This is a genomic window from Allobosea vaviloviae (assembly GCF_001298265.1).
Taxonomy (GTDB): Bacteria; Pseudomonadota; Alphaproteobacteria; order Rhizobiales; family Beijerinckiaceae; genus Allobosea; species Allobosea vaviloviae_B.
In genome coordinates, this window is the sequence record NZ_LGSZ01000047.1 from 92,627 (window position 1) to 110,109 (window position 17,483).

Consider the following 17,483-nt stretch of genomic DNA (forward strand, 5'->3'; position numbering starts at 1 on the left):
GCTGAAGCCACGGCGTGGTCTATGGCTTCAGAAGCCAGACACAGCTCTGCTTGATCTCGGCATCCTCCAGCGAGCGCGTCACTGGAACCTGATAGGAGGCCAGCCTGTCGAGCTGGTCCTTCGGCAGATAGCTGCGGCCGGGATCGCCGATCAGCACCTGGGTGCCCCGGCCCGAGAGCGCGCTCAGCCACGCGATCACGCGATCTGCCATCCCCCGTTCATAGCAGACATCCCCGGCGCAGACGATGTCCCAGCCCTCGTCTTGTCCGACGAGGTCCTCGAGCCTGACCGTGACGCGCACCCCGTTGGCGGCAGCGTTCAGCGCGATCGCCTCCGCCGCGAAGGCATCGATATCGCAGGCCTCGACTGACGCCGCACCGGCCTTTGCCGCCGCGATCGCGACAAGCCCCGACCCGCTGGCGAAATCGAGCACGCGCAGACCGCGCACGGTCTCCGGAGCATCGAGCAGATAGCGCGCCAGCGCCTGCCCGCCGGCCCAGGCGAAGGCCCAGAACGGCGGCGGCAGGCCGATCGTCGCCAGCTCGTCCTCGGTCTTCTGCCAGAGTTCGGTCGCCTCCTCCGCGACATGCACGCTGATTTCGGGCGCGTGCGGCACCGGCAGGATGCGTGTGTGCTCCAGGATGAAGCCGCGCCGGTCGAGCTGCGCGGCTGGCGCGCTCATGCCACGACATCCGTGGTCGGCCGGCCCAGCATCGACCGATACAACGCCTTGATGGCATTCATCACATCGCGCTCGGTGTGCCCGTCGATCAGCCGGGCCCGGGCGCTGGCGCCCATCCGCTCGGCCAGCGCCGGTGCGCGCGCGAAAACGATCAGCGCTCGCGCCAACGCCGCCGCATCGCCGGCCGGCACCACCATGCCGTCTTGCCCGTCGCGCACGAAGCTGCGGCAGCCCGGCACATCCGTCGTCAGGATCGGGCGGCCGCAGGACGCCGCTTCCAGAATGGTGCGGGGCAGGCCCTCGCCGCCGCGCGAGGGCAGGATGCACAGATGATGGTTGCGCCAGACGCCTTCGATATCGCGGGTCGGCCCGGCCCAGATGATGCCCGGCCGCGACGCCCACTGCTTCAGCGTGTCCTCGGGGATCGCCTTGGGATTGGAGGGATCAGGTGCGCCATGAATGGTCAGCTCGACCCGCGCCCCCTCGGCCCGCGCCAGCCTGATCGCCTCGACGGCGAGATCGATGCCCTTCGACCAGAGCATGCGTGCGACCAGCGCGACCTTGAGCGGCGGCGTCGCGGGCATCGGCTCCGGCATCAGGATCAGCGGATCGACACCGGCACCGCCGACGAGGGCGACCTTGTTTTTATCCTGGGGGTCGAGCCCGAGCGTCACCGGATCGTCGGGATTCTCGAACAGAAAACGCACTTGTGGTCCATCGATCGCGCCCCGCAGCCAAAGCGTCGCCGCCAGCCGCGCCGCGCTGGCGACGAAACCCTGCTTGGCACCGAGGAAGCCCAGGCCCGTCAGCGCGTAGACCCGCCGCTCGACGCCCGCGAGTCGGCCGGCCAGTCCCGCCAGCGCAATCGGCTTCAGCGCGATGCAATGCAGGATATCGGGCCGCTCCGCCTCGATCAGCCGCTTCAGCGTCACGATCTGCCGAAACAGGGCGCGCGGATCGAGGCTGCGGCGCTCAGCCTCCAGCGCGATCAACCGTGCCCCCGTCGCCTCGATGACGCGGCGATGCTGCCGCTCGCGCGCGATCACCGCCACGTCGAAATCGAGCTCGCGCGCCGCCCGCGCCATCGGCAGGAAATGCGAGGCGAAGAACCAGTCTTCGGTCGCGACGAAAAGAAGTCGTGGGCGGGCCATGGCGCGACATCAGTCCGATGCGGCGCGCAACGTCAAGCGCGCCGTGCATGGAAACCCGCGCATTCGGATGTTGATCTAACGGCCCGCCGGCATGCTAGCGTCGCAGCGTCACGGAGGCGCGCATGGACGGATCATCGAAACACGCGGCGGCGGAAACCTTTCCGGCTGCCTATAACGCACTGCGCGCGGCGCTCGCCCATGTCGCCAATGGCGATGTCGGGCCGATCAAGGCGCTCTATTCCCATGCCGACGACGCGACCAGCATGTATGGCTGGGGCGGCTACGAGAAGGGGTGGGAAGCTATCTCGCGGCGCTGGGACTGGGCCGGGCAGCAGTTCAAGGGCGGCACCGTCCGCCACGAGAACGTCACCACCGTGGTTGCCAACGAACTCGCCTATACCACCGACATCGAAACCTTCGACGTGACGCTGCCGGACATGGACCGGCCGACGCAATGGACCAACCGCGTCACACATGTCTTTCGCTTCGAGGAGGGCGGCTGGCGGCTGCTGCATCGCCACGCCAACCGGCTGGAAGGCCAGTACGAACCGGCGCAGCGCCTCGCCGGAACCGCCAAGCCGACGTCGTAGCGCTACGACGACGTAGCCTCAGGGCCGCGACGCTGTCAGCGGCACGGCCCTCGCCAGCGCCGCGGCCGCGTCGATGCGCCCTGCGCCATAGACCTGATCCCGCCCCTTGGCGCCGAGATCGACCGCGCTGTCCATCAGCAGCCGGCGGACGCCCGCGGGGTCGAGATCGGGACGCTTCTCGAGCACCAGCGCGACCAGCCCCGAGACATGGGCGGCAGCGATCGAAGTGCCCGAGGAGAAGGCGTAGCGCCCCTGCGGCTCGGCTGCGAGGACATCGACGCCCGGTGCCGCAAGCGCGATATACGACCCGCGATTGGCGCGCGGAAAAATCCTGTCGTCGGCATCGGTGGCCGTGACGGCGATCACGCTCGGATCCGCGCCCGGAAAGAGCGGCGCGGCGGTGGGCCCGCCATTGCCGGCCGCGGCAACCGCGATCACGCCCCTGGCCGCGACCGCGGCGAGACCGCGCGAGAGCAGGCGATCCTCCGGGCCGGCGAAGCTGAGATTGATGACGCGGGCGCCCTGGCCGACCGCCCATTCGATCGCCGCCAGGATGTGCAGGCTCGTGCCGCTGGCCGAAGCCGAACTGGCCCGACCCGAAAAGGCGCGGGCCACCAGAAGCCGCGAAGCCGGCGCCACGCCTTGCAACTGGCCTTGCGCGACCATGGCCGCGGCCATGGCAGTGCCATGGGCATGAGGCACGAACTCCTCGGAGAGCGCATCGAAATGCCCGGCGACGGCGCCACGCAACTCGGGATGGCCGATATCGACGCCCGAATCGATCACGGCCACCCGGACCGTGGCGCCGCGCGACAGCTTGTGCACGTCGAGCAGGCGCAGCTTGTCGACGACATATTGCATCGGCAGATCGCGGCTTGGCGCAGGGGCCGCCCGAACGGCCGTCGGATCTGACAACCTGAGCGTCGGCATATCGGCAGACCTCTGTCCACCCGAAGCGGTGCTGACCGTCTGGGCCAGCTCCTGCTGGAGTTCGTAGGTGAAGTTGGGTTGGGCGCCCGCGATGGCGCTGTCATCGGCCATCTGCGCCAGCACCGCGCGCAGATCGCGCCCGGCCTCAAGCCGCGCCCGGATGATGGTGGTGCCGGCGAGTTCGATGCGGCGGCTGGCGATCAATGTCGCGCCATACCGCCGCAGCACGGTCTCCGCCAACACGTTGGGCGCGAGTTCGAACAGGATCTCGTCGGGCACGAAGCGGGTCTCGCTCGCCGCCGGTACCACGGTGCGCGACGGGCGTGGCGCGACCCGCATCGAGCGGTCGGCCTGCCCGACCGTGGGCGTGCCCGCGCCCGATCCAGGCTGTTGCGCCGAAGCCGGAACGGCGCCCAGGGCAATCGCGAGGGCAAGACAGCCGCCGCCGGCCAGACGCAGGGCCGGGCCGGCATGATGATGCTGGAGGCGGGGCAACGTCATGATACGCACTCCCGATGCAGGCTGGCTCAGCCACCGAGCACCAGAATGGCGCCGATCCGTCACCGCGTCCATCACTGTCACGGCACCCTTTGCCTCACGGCGCTGGTGCGACGAAACGGACGATGGCTGCTTCGGATTTCATCCGCGCCGCGATCGCGTCGACCTGGGCCTGAGTCAGCGAGGCGTCGCCGACGCGAACCTTGAAGAAGCCGTTGGCGCGGGGACCATCGACCACCGAGGCATCGAAGCGCTTGAAGAACGAGGCGATGTCGCCAGCCCGTGCATCCGAAGCGAAGCTCAGCAGCACATAGCGCTCCGAGGAGAGCGAAGGCGCCGACGCCGTCTCGTAGCCGGTGGTTTCACGCAAGGCGAAGCTGGTCAGTGCGAGCCCCTGGATTGCGATCAGGGCGCAGGCTGCGGCCCCCGCATAGGCCAGCCGGCGCGGCGGCTGCGCGGCGAGCAGATTGCCGAGCCAGGTCATGAACCCGCCCTTTGCGGTGGCGAGAAGACCGAGATGGCGGGGTTCGGCGTCCATGCCGGCCATCAGCCTGTCGAGAACCCGTGGCGAGGGCGCGCCGAGGCTCTCATTGAGCAGCGTCGTCTCGGCCATGTCGTCGCGGATGATGTCGAGCCGCGCCGCCAGTTCGGCATCGCTCGCCAGCGCCGCATCGAGCCGTGCCTTGTCGGCCGGCGAGATCCGGCCATTGGCATAGAACGGCAGCAGTTCCTCGAGTTCCGAGCGCTTCGGGTCGGTCGCGATGGTGTCGGTCATGACTGAACTCCAGAACAGCTCGATGAACGAAGCGGGCTCGGTTGACGGCAAGAACGCGGCGGCAGGTCCCGGCTGGCCTCAGGGCCAGCCCCGGTCGATACCGGCCGCCTTGAGCAGTTCGCCCAGCTTCTTGCGGGCGTGAAACAGGCGTGTCTTGACGGTATTCTCGGGGATGCCCACGATTTTCGCGACCTCCTCGACTGAACCCTCGTGATAATAGACGAGATCGATGACCTCGCGATGCTCTCGCGAGAGCTGGTTGAGACAGGCGCGGATCGCCAGACCCTTGTCCTGCTTTTGCAGCACGATCTCCGGATCGTCGCCATCGTCCTCGATGCTCTCGGCGAACTCGTCGTCGAGGGCAGCGTCGCGGCGCTTGCGCAAGGCCGAATAGGACTTGTTGCGCGCGATGGTGAGCAGCCAGGTCGTGACCGAGGAACGAGCCTCGAAACGGTCGGCCTGACGCCACAGATCCATGAAGACGTCACCGGTCACATCCTCCGCCATCGTCTCGTCGCGCAACAGCCGCAGCGCGAAACGATAGACCCGCGTCTGGTGCCGCGAAAACAGCACCTTCATTGCGAGCCGGTCCGCGCTGGCGATCCGCTTGACGAGATCTTCGTCCGATTCCGTATGCATTGCCCTCGAGGCCTGACATCCGGCTCGCAAAGGTTGGTCGCGGCGAGCGAGGAAATGGTTCAATCGGCGGAGAGATTAATCGCGCCGCCGCGATTCTCCATAGGTAATCGACAACCGTGGTCAATCGGATGTGACGGAACCTGCGTCGAACGGCGCGGTGGGGCGAAACATGCGGGCAGGATGGGCCTGAATCGGGCGTTCAAGCCGCATTTTCGCGCACGTGATCGAACGCCCGACGCTACGCGGCATCGACGAGGATCACGCGCGTGGTCACGTGCCCGATGAAATGGGGCGATGAAGACGTCATTGTGCGGAGAGGCGCAGCCTGATCGCGGAGGCGCGCGGAGAACAGGCGGCGCAATGGCCGCTGGATGGGGCTGCATGCCAGGGCTGGAAGCGAGCCTATCGGCTCGTTCGCGAACCGGAACGCCTCAGACGACCGGCTTGGCCTTGACCTTGGCCGCCTTCTTGACCGCAGCGGCAGTCTTGGCGCTCTTCGCGGCAGCTTTCGCCTCGGCGATTTCGGCCTTGGCGCGGGCCTGCTCGGCTGCGACGATGGCCGCCGTTTCGGCGTCGGCCGATTCCTTGGCAAGGCGCAGCGCCTTCAGTCGCGCGGTCTTCTGCAGCACGGCATCGCGCTCGAGCTGCTCGGCTTCCATCGCGCGAGAGGCTTCCTGCTTGCGCGCATCGGCCTTGTCGAAGGCGAGCTGGGCGCGACGCTTGATCTCGTCGGGGGAGAGTCCTCGCGTCGCCATGGTGGCTCGCTCCGGATTAGCGGGGAAGGCGGGTTCACGGTTCAGGCCGAACGGCCGGAAGCGACCCGTCTCCTCAGGGGAGGCGTGTCACGCCGGCCAGAACGCATGCCACTGGGCATCCACCTTGGCCGGGTCATCGACTGCCGAGCCTCCTGCCGCCATGGGCGTGCGCGCGAAACCCCGTCAGCACGGCGCCGGGAACGCAATCGTACCCGGCGTCGGAAGTTCTCTTAGCGGCGGCCGCCCTTGCCGGCCGAACGCATCTGCATGTACTGGACGGCCTCCAGCAGCACCTTGCGCGGGCGCTCGGCATCGCGCCTGGCCTGCTCGGCCTTGCGTTCGACTTCACGCGCGATCTCGGCGATGCGCTCTTCCTCCTCGAGGCGGAGGCGCTCGATTTCGGCGAGGCGCTCCTGCTCCGCGCGGGCGGCGGCCTTTTCGGCCTCGCGCTCGGCGCGGGCGGCGGCGACGGCTTCGCGTTCCGCGCGTCGCTGCTGCATGATCGGGTCATCCGGACCGGGCCGTGCCTTGAAACGCTCGAGGAGCGCCTTCTTGGCGGCCGCGGAGTTGGCCTGACGATCAGTGAAGCTGCGGTCGGTCGGGTTCTTCAAGGCTGGCCTTCTCTCGGGTTGTCACGGGCGCATCGCGGCCCGCGAGGGCGCAATAATCCAAATTGCGCCCGAATGGTACTGAAATCAGCGCGGCGCAGGTGCGCTTCCAGCGCGGACCGGCTTCGGCTTGGGCTTCGGCGCTGCGATCAGGCCTTCACGCTGCATCTGCTTGCGGGCGACCTTGCGGGCGCGGCGGATGGCGTCGGCCTTCTCACGAACGCGCTTCTCGGACGGCTTCTCATAGGCCGAACGGCGCTTCATCTCGCGAAACACGCCTTCGCGCTGCATCTTCTTCTTCAGGACCCGAAGGGCCTGGTCGACATTGTTGTCGCGAACGAGAACCTGCATGTCTCACTCCTGCGGTTGGAGGATGAAAAAAGGGCCGGGCATTGGTCCCCGACCCTTCGTCATGCCGCATCGTCTAGGCTGGGAATGGCGGGCGCCAGTACATCCGTGGTCGCCCTTCCTGATCTCCTGGCCCGCTGACGCGGCTTGTCGGCTCACTCGGCGCGAAGCTGATCGGCCGACATCTTGCCCGAGCGCTTGTCCTGCGTCAGCTCATAGGAGATCTTCTGACCTTCCCTGAGATCGCGCATGCCGGCGCGCTCGACGGCGCTGATGTGGACGAACACGTCCTGGCCGCCATCATCCGGCTGAATGAAACCGAAACCCTTGGTAGAATTGAACCACTTGACTGTGCCGGCGCTCATGACGAACCCTTTCTCAGCATTTGTTGAAGCGCGTGAGAACTCACGCGCCGGTTTTTCGAATTTGAGCAGGAAGGTCGTCAGCAGGCGCATTTTCATGCGCGGGGCCACGTCGTTCGGCCTAAATATCGACTTGGCTCATATGGGCGCTTGAAACCTCATTGTCAATGCAACTGTCGCGCGAATGCGCTGGTCGCGTGGCTTCCCCCCGGTCCAGGCGCTTTACAACGGCGCGCTTTTCGCCAACAGGCAGCGTGTCTCCATCGTCAACCCGTCCGGCTCCATCCTGTGCAGACGCCGTCGCTGAACCAGTTCCGCCGCATCGTCGTCAAGGTCGGATCGAGCCTGCTCGTGGACCGCGACCGCGGCCGCCTGCGCCAGGCCTGGCTCGCGGCCCTGGCCGAGGACATCGCCGCGCTGCATCAGCGCGGCGCCGACGTGCTGGTCGTCTCCTCGGGGGCGATCGCGCTCGGCCGCACGGTCCTGGGCCTGCCCTCGGGCGCGCTGCGCCTGGAGGAAAGCCAGGCGGCAGCCGCTGTCGGCCAGATCGCGCTGGCGCGAACCTGGTCGGAGGCGCTCGGCGCCCATGGCCTGACGGCCGGCCAGATTCTGCTGACGCTGGCCGATACCGAGGAGCGCCGCCGCTACCTCAATGCACGCGCCACGCTCGGACGCCTGCTCGATCTCCGCGCCATCCCCATCATCAACGAGAACGACACCGTCGCCACCACCGAGATCCGCTACGGCGACAATGATCGCCTCGCGGCCCGCGTCGCCACGATGGCCGGCGCCGACCTGCTGGTTCTGTTCTCCGACATCGACGGTCTTTATACTGCCCCTCCCGCCGGCAACCCCGACGCACGGCACATCCCCTTGGTCGAGCGCATCACCCCGCAGATCGACGCAATGGCGGGCGGCGCGGCGTCCGAGCTGTCGCGCGGCGGCATGCGCACCAAGATCGAGGCCGGCAAGATCGCGGCGAGCGGCGGCACCCATATGCTGATCGCCGACGGGCGGCCCAAGAATCCGCTGGAGGCGATCGTCGCAGGCGCTCGCTGCACCTGGTTCCTCACGGCCTCGACGCCCGCGACCGCCCGCAAGACCTGGATCGCAGGCTCGCTCGAACCGCGTGGCGCGCTCTATGTCGATGCTGGCGCCGCGCGGGCTCTGCGTGGCGGCGCGAGCCTTCTGCCGGTCGGCGTCAGCCGTATCGAGGGCGATTTCGCCCGCGGCGATGCGGTGTTGATCCGCGATCCCGACGGCCACGTTCTCGGACGCGGGCTCGTCGCCTATGATGCGGGAGAGGCTTCGCTCGTGCTCGGCAAGGCCTCGCGCGACATCGAGGCGATCCTGGGCTATCCCGGCCGTGCCGAGATGATCCATCGGGACGACATGGCGCTCGGCATCGACGAGAGCAGGATGATTTCGGATCGAATCTCGGAGTGATCCCATCCAAAATCTGAATCCGTCTCTCATCAAAGAGTTAGAGCATGATGTCGTCTGAAATCCGGTTCCCACTTTTCGGCATCTTGCTCTAGGGTTGCACCGCAATGGCTTTTGGCAGGGTGGAAATGACGAGCGAAAGCGCTCTCCGCGTGGTCGCAAACAGCGGCGCGGCCCGTAACGGCGGGATGACGGGCAGAGACGATCTGGCCGGTGACGCCGCGACGCGAGGCGACGTCGCCGCGCAGATGCAGGCGCTCGGCCAGCGTGCCCGTGCCGCTGCGCGCGTCATCGCGCTCGCCCCGGACAGCCAGCGCAATGCGGCGCTGCGCGCCATGGCCGCCGCCTTGCGCGAGCGCGCCGCGTCGATCCTCGCCGCCAACGCACAGGACCTCGCGGAGGCTCGCGCCAATGGCCAGAACGCCGCCTTCATCGACCGCCTGCTGCTCGACACCGGCAGGCTCGACGGCGTCGCGAAGGCCGTCGCCGGCGTCGCCGACCTGCCCGACCCGCTCGGGAAAGTGCTCGCCTCCTGGACACAGCCCAACGGGCTTCGCTTCGAGCGCGTCGCCACCCCGCTCGGCGTCATCGCGGTGATCTTCGAGAGCCGGCCCAACGTCACCGCCGATGCCGGCGCGCTCTGCCTCAAGAGCGGCAACGCCGCGATCCTGCGCGCCGGTTCCGACAGCTTCCGCACGGCCACCGAGATCGCCACGGCCCTGCGCCAGGGTCTGGAGGCCGCCGGCCTGCCCGGCGACGCGATCCAGCTCGTGCCGACGCGGGACCGCGCCGCCGTCGGTGAAATCCTGAAGGGCCTCGACGGGGCCATTGATGTCGTCGTGCCGCGCGGCGGCAAGAGTCTGGTCGCCCGCGTCCAAAGCGAGGCTCGCGTGCCGGTCTTCGCCCATCTCGACGGCAACTGCCATGTCTATGTCCATGCGCAAGCCGATTTCGCCATGGCCCGCGAGATCGTCCTCAACGCCAAGCTCAGGCGCACCGGCGTCTGCGGCTCCGCCGAGACGCTTCTGGTCGACGAGGCCTGCGCCGAGACCCTTCTCGCGCCGCTGGTCGCGGCACTGCTCGATGCCGGCTGCGCGGTGCGCGGCGACGCCGCGACACAGGCGCTCGACGCCCGCGTGACGCCTGCGACCGAAGCCGACTGGGCGACGGAATATCTCGACGCGATCATCGCGGTGAAGCTCGTCGCCGGGCTCGATGCCGCGATAGCGCATGTCGAGCGCTACGGCTCGCACCACACCGACGCCATCGTCACCGGCGATACGGACTCAGCTGCCCGCTTCCTGGCGGAGGTCGATTCGGCCATCGTCCTCCACAATGCCTCGACGCAATTCGCCGATGGCGGCGAATTCGGCTTCGGCGCGGAGATCGGCATTGCCACCGGTCGCATGCATGCGCGCGGACCGGTCGGAGTCGAGCAGCTCTGTTCCTTCAAATACCGCGTCCATGGCAGCGGCCAGATCCGGCCGTGACCCAGGATTTGGAGGACAATCGTCCCGCGGCGACGCACACTCTTTCCGTGACCACCGAGCACCTGCGCCTGCCGCCGCATGCGCCGGGGCTGCGCATCGGCCTGTTCGGCGGCACCTTCAACCCGGCCCATGACGGCCACCGCATGGCGAGCCTGACGGCCCTGCGCCGGCTCCAGCTCGACCGGGTGTGGTGGCTGGTAACGCCCGGCAATCCGCTCAAGGACAACACCGCCCTGCCCTCGCTGGCGCAACGGGTTCGCTTCAGCCGCAAGCTCGCGGACCATTCGCGCATCCATGTCACCGGCATCGAGGCGATGCTGCGCACCCGCTACACCGCCGACACCCTGCGGGCGCTGAAGCGGCGCTGCCCCGGCGTCAATTTCGTCTGGATCATGGGATCGGACAACCTCAAGAATTTTCACCGCTGGAACGAATGGCGCGCCATCGCCCGGATGATGCCGATCGCGGTGATCGACCGGCCGGGCTCGACCCACTCCTCCGTCGCCTCCCCGGCCGCCAACTGGTTGTCGCGCTGGCGGATTTCCGAGAGCCAGGGCGCAGCGCTGGCCGATGCCAAGGCACCGGCCTGGATATTCCTGCATGGCCGCCGCTCGGAGCTGTCTTCGACGATGTTGCGCCAACAGGCGCAGCACGATTGAATTTCGGCCCGATCCGGCGTATTTTTCCTAGGTCGCGCTCTGAGCGCGTCGGACATGTGAGGATACGGAACTGAACCGTTCAACCGTTGGCCAGGCACCCTTTGGCGAAGCCGAGCCCAAGCCGCTTCCCCAGGCCGCTGTGCCGGAGAACCCCTCCGCCGACAGCATAGCCCTTGCGCTGCACGTCCTCGAAGACATGAAGGCCGAAGACATCACCGTCATCGACCTGGTTGGAAAGACCTCCCTGGCGGACGCGATGATCATTGCGACGGGCCGGGTGAATCGGCATGTCGCGTCCATCGCCGACTCGCTGGTCGAGGCGCTCAAGGCGTCGGGCCTCCAGACCCCGAAGGTCGAGGGTATGCCGGCTTGCGACTGGGTGCTGATCGACACCGGCGACATCATCGTCCACGTCTTCCGCCCTGAAGTTCGCCAGTTCTACAATCTCGAGAAGATGTGGGGCGCCGACCGGCCCAACGAACGCCTCGTCAGCTGACGCCTCCGGCCGGATGCGTCTTGCCCTCATCGCGGTCGGCCGCCTCAAGGACGGGCCGGAGCGGGAGCTCTGCGAGCGCTACCGCGAGCGCGCCGCGACATTGGGGCGCGGGCTCGGGCTGAGCGGCCCCGAAATCATCGAACTGCCGGAAAGCCGCGGCCGCAGGCCCGACGAGCGCAAGCGCGACGAGGCCGCGGCGATCACGGCGAAACTGTCGCCCGGATTGGTGATCGCGCTCGACGAGCGCGGCAAAAGCCAAGATAGCGACGCCTTCTCCGCCCGCATCGCCGCCGCCCGCGACGCCGGCACCCCCTGCGCCAGCCTCATTATCGGCGGTGCCGACGGGCTCGCCGAGGAGATTCGCGACGCGGCCGGGCTGACGCTCGCCTTCGGCGCGCTGACCATCCCGCACCAGCTCGTGCGCGTGCTCGTGCTCGAACAGCTCTACCGGACGATGACGATCCTGGCCGGACACCCCTATCATCGCGCATGAGCCATTTCCGGCCCCTGATTCGTCGAAGCGCACACTGTCCCCTTCCCCCCGCTTGCGGTGGGGAAGGGTTAGGGATGGGGGGCGGTAAAGCCAGAGCACCATCCTTCATCGTCTCGCCGGGCGGCACTGCCCCCCGCCCCAACCCTGCCCACCGCAAGCGGGGGGAGGGAGTTCTGTCATGCCTGGCCGCCATCGCTGTCGCCGTCTCGCTGGCCTGCTCTCCCCCCGCCGCCCAGCCCCAGACGCCCGACCCCGCCGCTCTCTCCCGCGAGGCGATGCAGAAGCTGGTCGAGAAGCAGGCTCGCGAGGCCGAATTGAAGGCGATCGAGCAACGCTTGGCGGGAAATGCAGAGGCCCGCGCCAGGCTGGAGGCCGAGATCGCCGGCATCCGTTCCGACCGCGCCGCGCTCAACAAGGCCTTGCTCGACACCGCCGCCCGGACGCAGGCTGCAGAACAGCGCGTCAGCGCGATCGAACAGCGGCTCGCGCTCCTGCAATCGAGCGAGGCGGCGATCCGCCGCTCGCTGGAAGGCCGCCGCGGCTTGATCGGCGAGGTGCTGGCCGCCCTTCAGCGCATCGGTCGCCGCCCGCCTCCGGCCGTGCTGGTCCGCCCCCAGGATATTCTCGAAGCCGTGCGGGCCTCGATGCTGCTGGGCGCGGTGGTTCCCGATCTGCGCCAGGAGATCGAGGTCCTCGGCACCGATCTCGGCGAACTCGTCCGCCTGCGCGAGAGCATCGGCAAGGAGCGCCAGGCCATCGGAGCCGAGATGGAACAGCTCGCGGGCGAGCGCCAGCGCCTCGCCTCTCTGGTCGAGGCCCGCAGAGACCGCGAGGCCAGCGCCACCAGGGACGCCGACGCCCAGCGCGGCCAGGACAGCGCACTCGCCGCCCAGGCCCGCAGCCTGCGCGATTTCGTGGAGCGGATGGAAAAGGAAATCTCCGTCGCCACCCGCGCTGCAGACGCAGCCCGCCAGGCACTGGAGGCCGAGACTCGCGAGCAGCGCCAGCGCATGGCGGCGCTTGCCTTCAAGGACCCGGCGCGGCTCGCCCCGAAGATCGCTTTTGCCGAAGCCAGGGGCCTGCTGCCGTGGCCCGTGGCAGGATCACAATTGCGTGGCTTCGGTGATTCCGACGGCGCTGGCGGCTCGACGCGCGGAATTTCCGTGGAGACGCGTCCCGGTGCCCTAGTTTCGGCGCCTTCGGACGCTTGGGTGGTTTATGCAGGGCCGTTCCGCTCCTTCGGGCAACTCTTGATCCTGAACGCCGGCGGGGGGTACTATCTTTTGCTAGCGGGCATGCAGCGGATCGATGTCGCGTTGAACCAGTTCGTCCTTGCGGGAGAGCCGGTTGCGATTATGGGTGAAACGTCCGAAGCTGCTTCGACGATCGTAGGTTCGGGAGCCGGCCAGCCGGTTCTGTATATCGAGTTCAGAAAAGACGGCGTCTCGGTCGATCCGGGGCCCTGGTGGACGAAACCGCTTGGCGAAAAGGTTCGCGGATGATGCGCAAGGTTTCTCTCGTTTTCGCCGGAGCCGTTCTCGGCGCGGGCCTGACCGGCATGGTCACGCAGACGCGCCTGCTGACCTCCACCAGCGCGGTCGCGGCATCGGCCGAGGTTTATCGCAGCCTGAACCTGTTCGGTGACATCTTCGAGAAGATCCGCACCGACTATGTCGAGAAGCCCGACGAGCAGAAGCTGATCGAGGCCGCCATCAACGGCATGATCTCCTCGCTCGATCCACACTCGTCCTATCTCGACGCGAAGTCCTTCCGCGACATGGACACCGACATGCGCGGCCAGTTCGGCGGGCTGGGCATCGAGGTCACGATGGATGACGGCATCCTCAAGGTCGCCAAGCCGATCCGCGACACGCCCGCCTCCAAGGCCGGCATCCTGACCAACGACATCATCAGCCAGATCGATGGCCAGGAGGTGAAGGGTCTCTCCCTCACCCAGGCGGTCGAGAAGATGCGCGGCATCATCAACACCCAAGTCAAGCTCAAGATCGACCGCCCGGGCAAGCCCGAGCCGCTCGAATTCACGCTGACGCGCACCACCATCGTGGTGCCGGCCGTCGAGGAGCGGGTCGAGGGCGATGTCGGCTATATCCGCATCGGCACCTTCAGCGAGCAGACCTATGAAGGCCTGCGCAAGGGCATCGAGAAGGTCAATGCCGATATCGGCATCGACAAGATCAAGGGCTATGTCATCGACCTTCGCAACAATCGCGGCGGGCGCCTCGACCAGTCCGTACTGGTCTCCGACGCTTTCCTCGAACGCGGCAAGATCGTCTCGACGCGCGGCCGCAACGCCGAGGAGACCCAGGTCTTCAACGCCAAGGCGGGCGACCTGACCAAGGGCAAGCCGGTGGTGGTGCTGATCAACGGTTCGTCGGCCTCGGCCGCCGAGATCGTCGCCGGCGCCCTGCAGGACCACAAGCGCGCGACCATCATGGGCACGCGCTCCTTCGGCAAGGGTTCGGTCCAGACCGTGATCCCGCTCGCCGGCAATGGCGGCCTGCGCCTGACCACGGCCCGGTACTATACGCCGTCGGGCTCCTCGATCCAGGCCAAGGGCATTACGCCGGACGTCGAGGTCCTCCAGGACATTCCGCCCGAGCTCAAGGACAAGCTCGTCGAGAACAAGGGCGAGGCCTCGCTCAAGGGGCACCTCAAGACCGGCGACGGCAAGGACGAGCAGTCGGGCTCGGCCTCCTATGTTCCCAGCGATGCGGCCAAGGATACCCAGTTGATCGCTGCGCTGGACCAGATCCGTGGCGTCAAGAAGGACGCCGCAGCTCCGGCTCCCGCGACAGAGGCTCCCAAGCCCAACTGAAGCCAGTACAGCCAGCGCCCCAGTTCGCCGGGCGCCGCAGAGAAACAGCTGTGAGGCAATACGGACTCTGTCTGATTCCATCCGAATCTGACAGAGTCTCGCTTTGCGGCCACTGATTCGGGTCCGCTTCGCAAGCTTGAGGACGGCTTCGCTTGGCCGAAATGCCGCTCACTGAGCTCAACCGGCCACTGGGCCAGGATCGTGCCGCCCCCCCTGGCAAGCCCTGGGGACGCTGGCTCGCCTTGTCGCTCGCAGGCGTGGTCGGTCTGGCTTGGGCGTCGATCGCCCTGATCGTCGCTATTCGCCGCGATCCCGACGGCGGCCAGCCGATGGCGATCGCCCGGATCGAGAAGCGCGCCGCCCCGATCCAGCCCGCGCCGACGATCTCCCAGCCTGGCGCGGCCCAGCCAGACACGACGCAGGTCGCGCGCGGCCAGTCGAGCGCCCGACAGCTCGAAACCGAATCGGGCGTCCATGTCGTGCGGCCCGGCGCCGAAGTGCCCGGCGCCATCGTCATCACCATCCCCGACAGCGACGCAACCGTCAGGCTGGCCCCCGCCCCCGACAGCCGGCTGGTCGAGCGCACCCGCTACGGACTGCTGCCCAAGATAGGCCCAGACGGATCGACGCCGGCACAGATCTATGCGCGTCCGGCCGGTCCCCCACCCACCGGCAAGATCGGCGGGCGCATCGCCATCCTGGTCGGTGGCCTCGGCATCAGCCAGAGCGGCACCGCGGACGCGATCGCGCGGCTGCCCGGTGCCGTGTCGCTCGCCTTCGCTCCCTATGGCGCCGAGCTGGAACGCACCGTCCAACGCGCGCGCAGCGAAGGCCACGAGGTCTTCCTCCAGTTGCCGATGGAGCCGTTCGACTATCCCGACAACGATCCCGGACCTCACACCCTGCTGACCGGTCCCAAATCGGCCGACAACATCGACCGGCTGAATTGGGTGCTCGGCCGTTTCACCGGCTATGTCGGCATCGTCAATTTCCTCGGAGGGCGCCTGACTTCCGATGAGGCCGCGCTCTCCCCGATCCTGCGCGAACTCGCCGGCCGCGGGCTGATGGTGGTCGATGACGGCTCGTCCTCGCGCAGCCTGCTCGCCTCCTCCGCCACCCGCGCGCAGATCCCCACGATGAAAGTCGATCGCGTCCTCGACAGCGTGGCCCGCCCCGATGCCATCGACAAGGAGCTGGCAGCGCTCGAGGCGATGGCGCGCGACCAGGGCGTGGCGGTCGCCAGCGCCAGCGCCCTGCCCGTCTCGATCGAGCGGATCGCGCGCTGGGCGCAGTCGCTCGAAGGCAAGGGCCTGGCACTCGTGCCGATGAGTGCGGCGCGCGGCCTGCGCAACCCCAAAACCACCGGATCGCTGCGATGACCAAGACCGTGATGACCGACACGGCGCCGGACGGCTATCGCCCCTGCGTCGGATTGGCGCTGTTCAATGCGCAAGGCCTGGTCTTCATCGGCCGGCGCGCCAACAAATCCCAGCGCGAGCATGTCGACGACCAGCATAGCTGGCAGATGCCACAGGGCGGCATCGACAAGGGCGAGGCTCCCCTGCAGGCAGCCACGCGCGAACTGCAGGAAGAGACCAACGTCACCTCCGTCACGCTGCTGGCGGAGGCGCCGGGCTGGCTGACCTATGAATTGCCGGTCGATATCGGCAAGGAGGCCTGGAAGGGCCGCTGGCGCGGGCAGTCGCAGAAATGGTTCGCCTTCCGCATGAGCGGTCCCGACAGCGAGATCGACATCGACACGCCGGCCGGAGGCCACAAGGCCGAATTCGACGCCTGGCGTTGGGAACGCCTCGACGCGACGCCCTCGCTGATCATTCCCTTCAAGCAGGGCGTCTATCGCGAAGTCGCGGCGCTCTTCGCCCCCTTCGCAAGGGGCTGATCCGGCGCGCACGACCCGGTAAGCCGACATCAAGGAAGCCTTCATGCGGTCTGACGACGATCTCGAACCGGTCTCACCGGCCCTGCGCGAACGCCTCGCGCCCGGCGGCACGTTGCGCGCTGGCATCAACCTGTCGAACTTCCTGCTGGTCTCGTCCCGCACGTCCGATGGTGGCCCCGCCGGCGTTTCGCCCGACATGGCGCGCGCCATCGCCGACCGGCTCGGCGTGGCGCTGCTTTATGTGCCCTACGCTTCCCCGGCCCTGCTCGCCGATGCGGCGACGCGCGGCGAATGGGACATCGGCCTGATCGGCGCCGAGCCCCAGCGCGCCGAGACGATCGCCTTCACCACGGCCTATGCCGCCATCGAGGCGACCTATCTCGTGCCAGCGGGCTCCAACCTGACCAGCATCGCCGACGTCGATGCCCCGGGCGTGCGGATCGCCGTCACCGCCAAGACCGCCTATGGCCTCTGGCTCGACCGCAATATCAGCCGCGCCGAGCTGATCCGCTCCACCACCATGGACGAGACCCTGGCCGATTTCCGCGACAGGAAGCTGGACGCGCTCGCAGGCCTGCGCGCCCGGCTGATCACCGATGTCGTGCAATTGCCCGGCGCCCGCATCCTCGATGGCCGCTTCATGACCGTGCAGCAGGCCATCGGCATCGCGCGAACCGGCGATTCCCAGACCGATGCCGCTTTGGCCTGGCTCACCCGCTTCGTCGAAACCGCCAAGGCCTCCGGCTTCGTCGGCGAACTGATCGCCAGGCATGGCGTTGCAGGCCTCAGCGTCGCCTGAAGCGTGCGACGGGGTTGATTCGCGGCGCC

The 17,483-nt window shown here is 67.9% G+C and carries 20 protein-coding genes; 11 read left to right on the plus strand and 9 right to left on the minus strand.

Annotated features, from left to right (window positions below; all coding sequences use genetic code 11):
- Nucleotides 1-19: 19 nt before the first annotated feature.
- The gene (locus AE618_RS15340; RefSeq protein WP_054209945.1) at nucleotides 20-682 is read right to left on the minus strand and encodes a class I SAM-dependent methyltransferase; all 663 of its coding nucleotides are present in this window, start codon (nucleotides 680-682) and stop codon (nucleotides 20-22) included.
- Entirely contained in the window at nucleotides 679-1,833 is a 1,155-nt protein-coding gene (locus AE618_RS15345) for a glycosyltransferase family 4 protein (protein ID WP_054209946.1), read from the minus strand. Before AE618_RS15345 ends, AE618_RS15340 begins: the two co-directional genes overlap by 4 nt.
- 122 nt (nucleotides 1,834-1,955) lie before the next feature.
- Between AE618_RS15345 and AE618_RS15350 the strand changes: the two genes are divergently transcribed.
- Nucleotides 1,956-2,423: a YybH family protein gene (locus AE618_RS15350; protein WP_054209947.1), complete on the plus strand. Its 468-nt coding sequence runs from the start codon at nucleotides 1,956-1,958 to the stop codon at nucleotides 2,421-2,423.
- 18 nt (nucleotides 2,424-2,441) lie between these two features.
- Here AE618_RS15350 and AE618_RS15355 read toward each other — a convergent pair whose 3' ends face one another.
- From AE618_RS15355 to AE618_RS15385, 7 genes are all read right to left on the minus strand, one after another.
- A complete protein-coding gene (locus AE618_RS15355) occupies nucleotides 2,442-3,854 on the minus strand; it encodes a S8 family serine peptidase (protein WP_054209948.1) in 1,413 nt (470 codons plus the stop codon).
- Nucleotides 3,855-3,948: 94 nt separating this feature from the next.
- Entirely contained in the window at nucleotides 3,949-4,626 is a 678-nt protein-coding gene (locus AE618_RS15360) for a hypothetical protein (protein WP_054209949.1), read from the minus strand.
- 78 nt (nucleotides 4,627-4,704) lie between these two features.
- On the minus strand, nucleotides 4,705-5,265 hold the full coding sequence (locus tag AE618_RS15365; RefSeq protein ID WP_054209950.1) for a sigma-70 family RNA polymerase sigma factor: 561 nt from the start codon (nucleotides 5,263-5,265) through the stop codon (nucleotides 4,705-4,707).
- Between the two features lie 431 nt (nucleotides 5,266-5,696).
- Nucleotides 5,697-6,020, minus strand: coding sequence for a hypothetical protein (locus AE618_RS15370; RefSeq protein WP_054209951.1), 324 nt, complete (start codon nucleotides 6,018-6,020; stop codon nucleotides 5,697-5,699).
- Nucleotides 6,021-6,250: 230 nt separating this feature from the next.
- Nucleotides 6,251-6,631, minus strand: a complete 381-nt coding sequence (locus AE618_RS15375; RefSeq protein ID WP_054209952.1) for a DUF6481 family protein — start codon at nucleotides 6,629-6,631, stop codon at nucleotides 6,251-6,253.
- Between the two features lie 84 nt (nucleotides 6,632-6,715).
- A complete protein-coding gene (gene rpsU / locus AE618_RS15380) occupies nucleotides 6,716-6,979 on the minus strand; it encodes a 30S ribosomal protein S21 (RefSeq protein WP_054143127.1) in 264 nt (87 codons plus the stop codon).
- A 152-nt stretch (nucleotides 6,980-7,131) separates the two neighbouring features.
- Complete coding sequence (locus AE618_RS15385; RefSeq protein ID WP_054143126.1) at nucleotides 7,132-7,341, minus strand: cold-shock protein; 210 nt, start codon at nucleotides 7,339-7,341, stop codon at nucleotides 7,132-7,134.
- A gap of 285 nt (nucleotides 7,342-7,626) precedes the next feature.
- Between AE618_RS15385 and proB the strand changes: the two genes are divergently transcribed.
- From proB to AE618_RS15435, 10 genes are all read left to right on the plus strand, one after another.
- On the plus strand, nucleotides 7,627-8,784 hold the full coding sequence (proB, locus tag AE618_RS15390) for a glutamate 5-kinase (protein WP_054209953.1): 1,158 nt from the start codon (nucleotides 7,627-7,629) through the stop codon (nucleotides 8,782-8,784).
- A 245-nt stretch (nucleotides 8,785-9,029) separates the two neighbouring features.
- Nucleotides 9,030-10,271 (plus strand): glutamate-5-semialdehyde dehydrogenase, encoded by a 1,242-nt coding sequence (locus AE618_RS15395; RefSeq protein WP_054210093.1) that lies wholly within the window; start codon nucleotides 9,030-9,032, stop codon nucleotides 10,269-10,271.
- 8 nt (nucleotides 10,272-10,279) lie between these two features.
- A complete protein-coding gene (locus AE618_RS15400) occupies nucleotides 10,280-10,930 on the plus strand; it encodes a nicotinate-nucleotide adenylyltransferase (protein ID WP_372690529.1) in 651 nt (216 codons plus the stop codon).
- Nucleotides 10,931-11,069: 139 nt separating this feature from the next.
- A complete protein-coding gene (rsfS, locus tag AE618_RS15405) occupies nucleotides 11,070-11,426 on the plus strand; it encodes a ribosome silencing factor (protein WP_248310894.1) in 357 nt (118 codons plus the stop codon).
- Between the two features lie 13 nt (nucleotides 11,427-11,439).
- On the plus strand, nucleotides 11,440-11,919 hold the full coding sequence (rlmH, locus tag AE618_RS15410) for a 23S rRNA (pseudouridine(1915)-N(3))-methyltransferase RlmH (protein ID WP_054209955.1): 480 nt from the start codon (nucleotides 11,440-11,442) through the stop codon (nucleotides 11,917-11,919).
- Between the two features lie 74 nt (nucleotides 11,920-11,993).
- Nucleotides 11,994-13,421 carry a murein hydrolase activator EnvC family protein gene (locus AE618_RS15415; RefSeq protein WP_082365298.1) on the plus strand — a complete coding sequence of 476 codons (1,428 nt, stop codon included), beginning with the start codon at nucleotides 11,994-11,996 and terminating at the stop codon, nucleotides 13,419-13,421.
- Nucleotides 13,421-14,755: a S41 family peptidase gene (locus tag AE618_RS15420; protein WP_054210096.1), complete on the plus strand. Its 1,335-nt coding sequence runs from the start codon at nucleotides 13,421-13,423 to the stop codon at nucleotides 14,753-14,755. Before AE618_RS15415 ends, AE618_RS15420 begins: the two co-directional genes overlap by 1 nt.
- 161 nt (nucleotides 14,756-14,916) lie before the next feature.
- Complete coding sequence (locus AE618_RS15425) at nucleotides 14,917-16,134, plus strand: divergent polysaccharide deacetylase family protein (protein WP_054210097.1); 1,218 nt, start codon at nucleotides 14,917-14,919, stop codon at nucleotides 16,132-16,134.
- On the plus strand, nucleotides 16,131-16,655 hold the full coding sequence (locus tag AE618_RS15430) for an RNA pyrophosphohydrolase (RefSeq protein WP_054209956.1): 525 nt from the start codon (nucleotides 16,131-16,133) through the stop codon (nucleotides 16,653-16,655). The genes AE618_RS15425 and AE618_RS15430 overlap by 4 nt, the downstream gene beginning before the upstream one ends.
- A gap of 43 nt (nucleotides 16,656-16,698) precedes the next feature.
- Nucleotides 16,699-17,454, plus strand: coding sequence for a transporter substrate-binding domain-containing protein (locus AE618_RS15435; protein WP_054209957.1), 756 nt, complete (start codon nucleotides 16,699-16,701; stop codon nucleotides 17,452-17,454).
- Nucleotides 17,455-17,483 lie beyond the last annotated feature (29 nt).

Excerpts from the sequence above, each read along its gene's own strand:
- AE618_RS15350 (WP_054209947.1), top strand. The coding sequence starts at position 1,956 with ATGGACGGATCATCGAAACACGCGGCGGCGGAAACCTTTCCGGCTGCC.
- AE618_RS15395 (WP_054210093.1), top strand. The coding sequence starts at position 9,030 with ATGCAGGCGCTCGGCCAGCGTGCCCGTGCCGCTGCGCGCGTCATCGCG.
- AE618_RS15415 (WP_082365298.1), top strand. The coding sequence starts at position 11,994 with ATGGGGGGCGGTAAAGCCAGAGCACCATCCTTCATCGTCTCGCCGGGC.
- AE618_RS15420 (WP_054210096.1), top strand. The coding sequence starts at position 13,421 with ATGCGCAAGGTTTCTCTCGTTTTCGCCGGAGCCGTTCTCGGCGCGGGC.
- AE618_RS15435 (WP_054209957.1), top strand. The coding sequence starts at position 16,699 with ATGCGGTCTGACGACGATCTCGAACCGGTCTCACCGGCCCTGCGCGAA.
- AE618_RS15425 (WP_054210097.1), top strand. The coding sequence starts at position 14,917 with ATGCCGCTCACTGAGCTCAACCGGCCACTGGGCCAGGATCGTGCCGCC.
- AE618_RS15385 (WP_054143126.1), bottom strand. The coding sequence starts at position 7,341 with ATGAGCGCCGGCACAGTCAAGTGGTTCAATTCTACCAAGGGTTTCGGT.
- AE618_RS15340 (WP_054209945.1), bottom strand. The coding sequence starts at position 682 with ATGAGCGCGCCAGCCGCGCAGCTCGACCGGCGCGGCTTCATCCTGGAG.
- AE618_RS15355 (WP_054209948.1), bottom strand. The coding sequence starts at position 3,854 with ATGACGTTGCCCCGCCTCCAGCATCATCATGCCGGCCCGGCCCTGCGT.
- rlmH (WP_054209955.1), top strand. The coding sequence starts at position 11,440 with ATGCGTCTTGCCCTCATCGCGGTCGGCCGCCTCAAGGACGGGCCGGAG.
- rpsU (WP_054143127.1), bottom strand. The coding sequence starts at position 6,979 with ATGCAGGTTCTCGTTCGCGACAACAATGTCGACCAGGCCCTTCGGGTC.
- AE618_RS15365 (WP_054209950.1), bottom strand. The coding sequence starts at position 5,265 with ATGCATACGGAATCGGACGAAGATCTCGTCAAGCGGATCGCCAGCGCG.
- AE618_RS15430 (WP_054209956.1), top strand. The coding sequence starts at position 16,131 with ATGACCAAGACCGTGATGACCGACACGGCGCCGGACGGCTATCGCCCC.
- AE618_RS15345 (WP_054209946.1), bottom strand. The coding sequence starts at position 1,833 with ATGGCCCGCCCACGACTTCTTTTCGTCGCGACCGAAGACTGGTTCTTC.
- AE618_RS15360 (WP_054209949.1), bottom strand. The coding sequence starts at position 4,626 with ATGACCGACACCATCGCGACCGACCCGAAGCGCTCGGAACTCGAGGAA.
- AE618_RS15370 (WP_054209951.1), bottom strand. The coding sequence starts at position 6,020 with ATGGCGACGCGAGGACTCTCCCCCGACGAGATCAAGCGTCGCGCCCAG.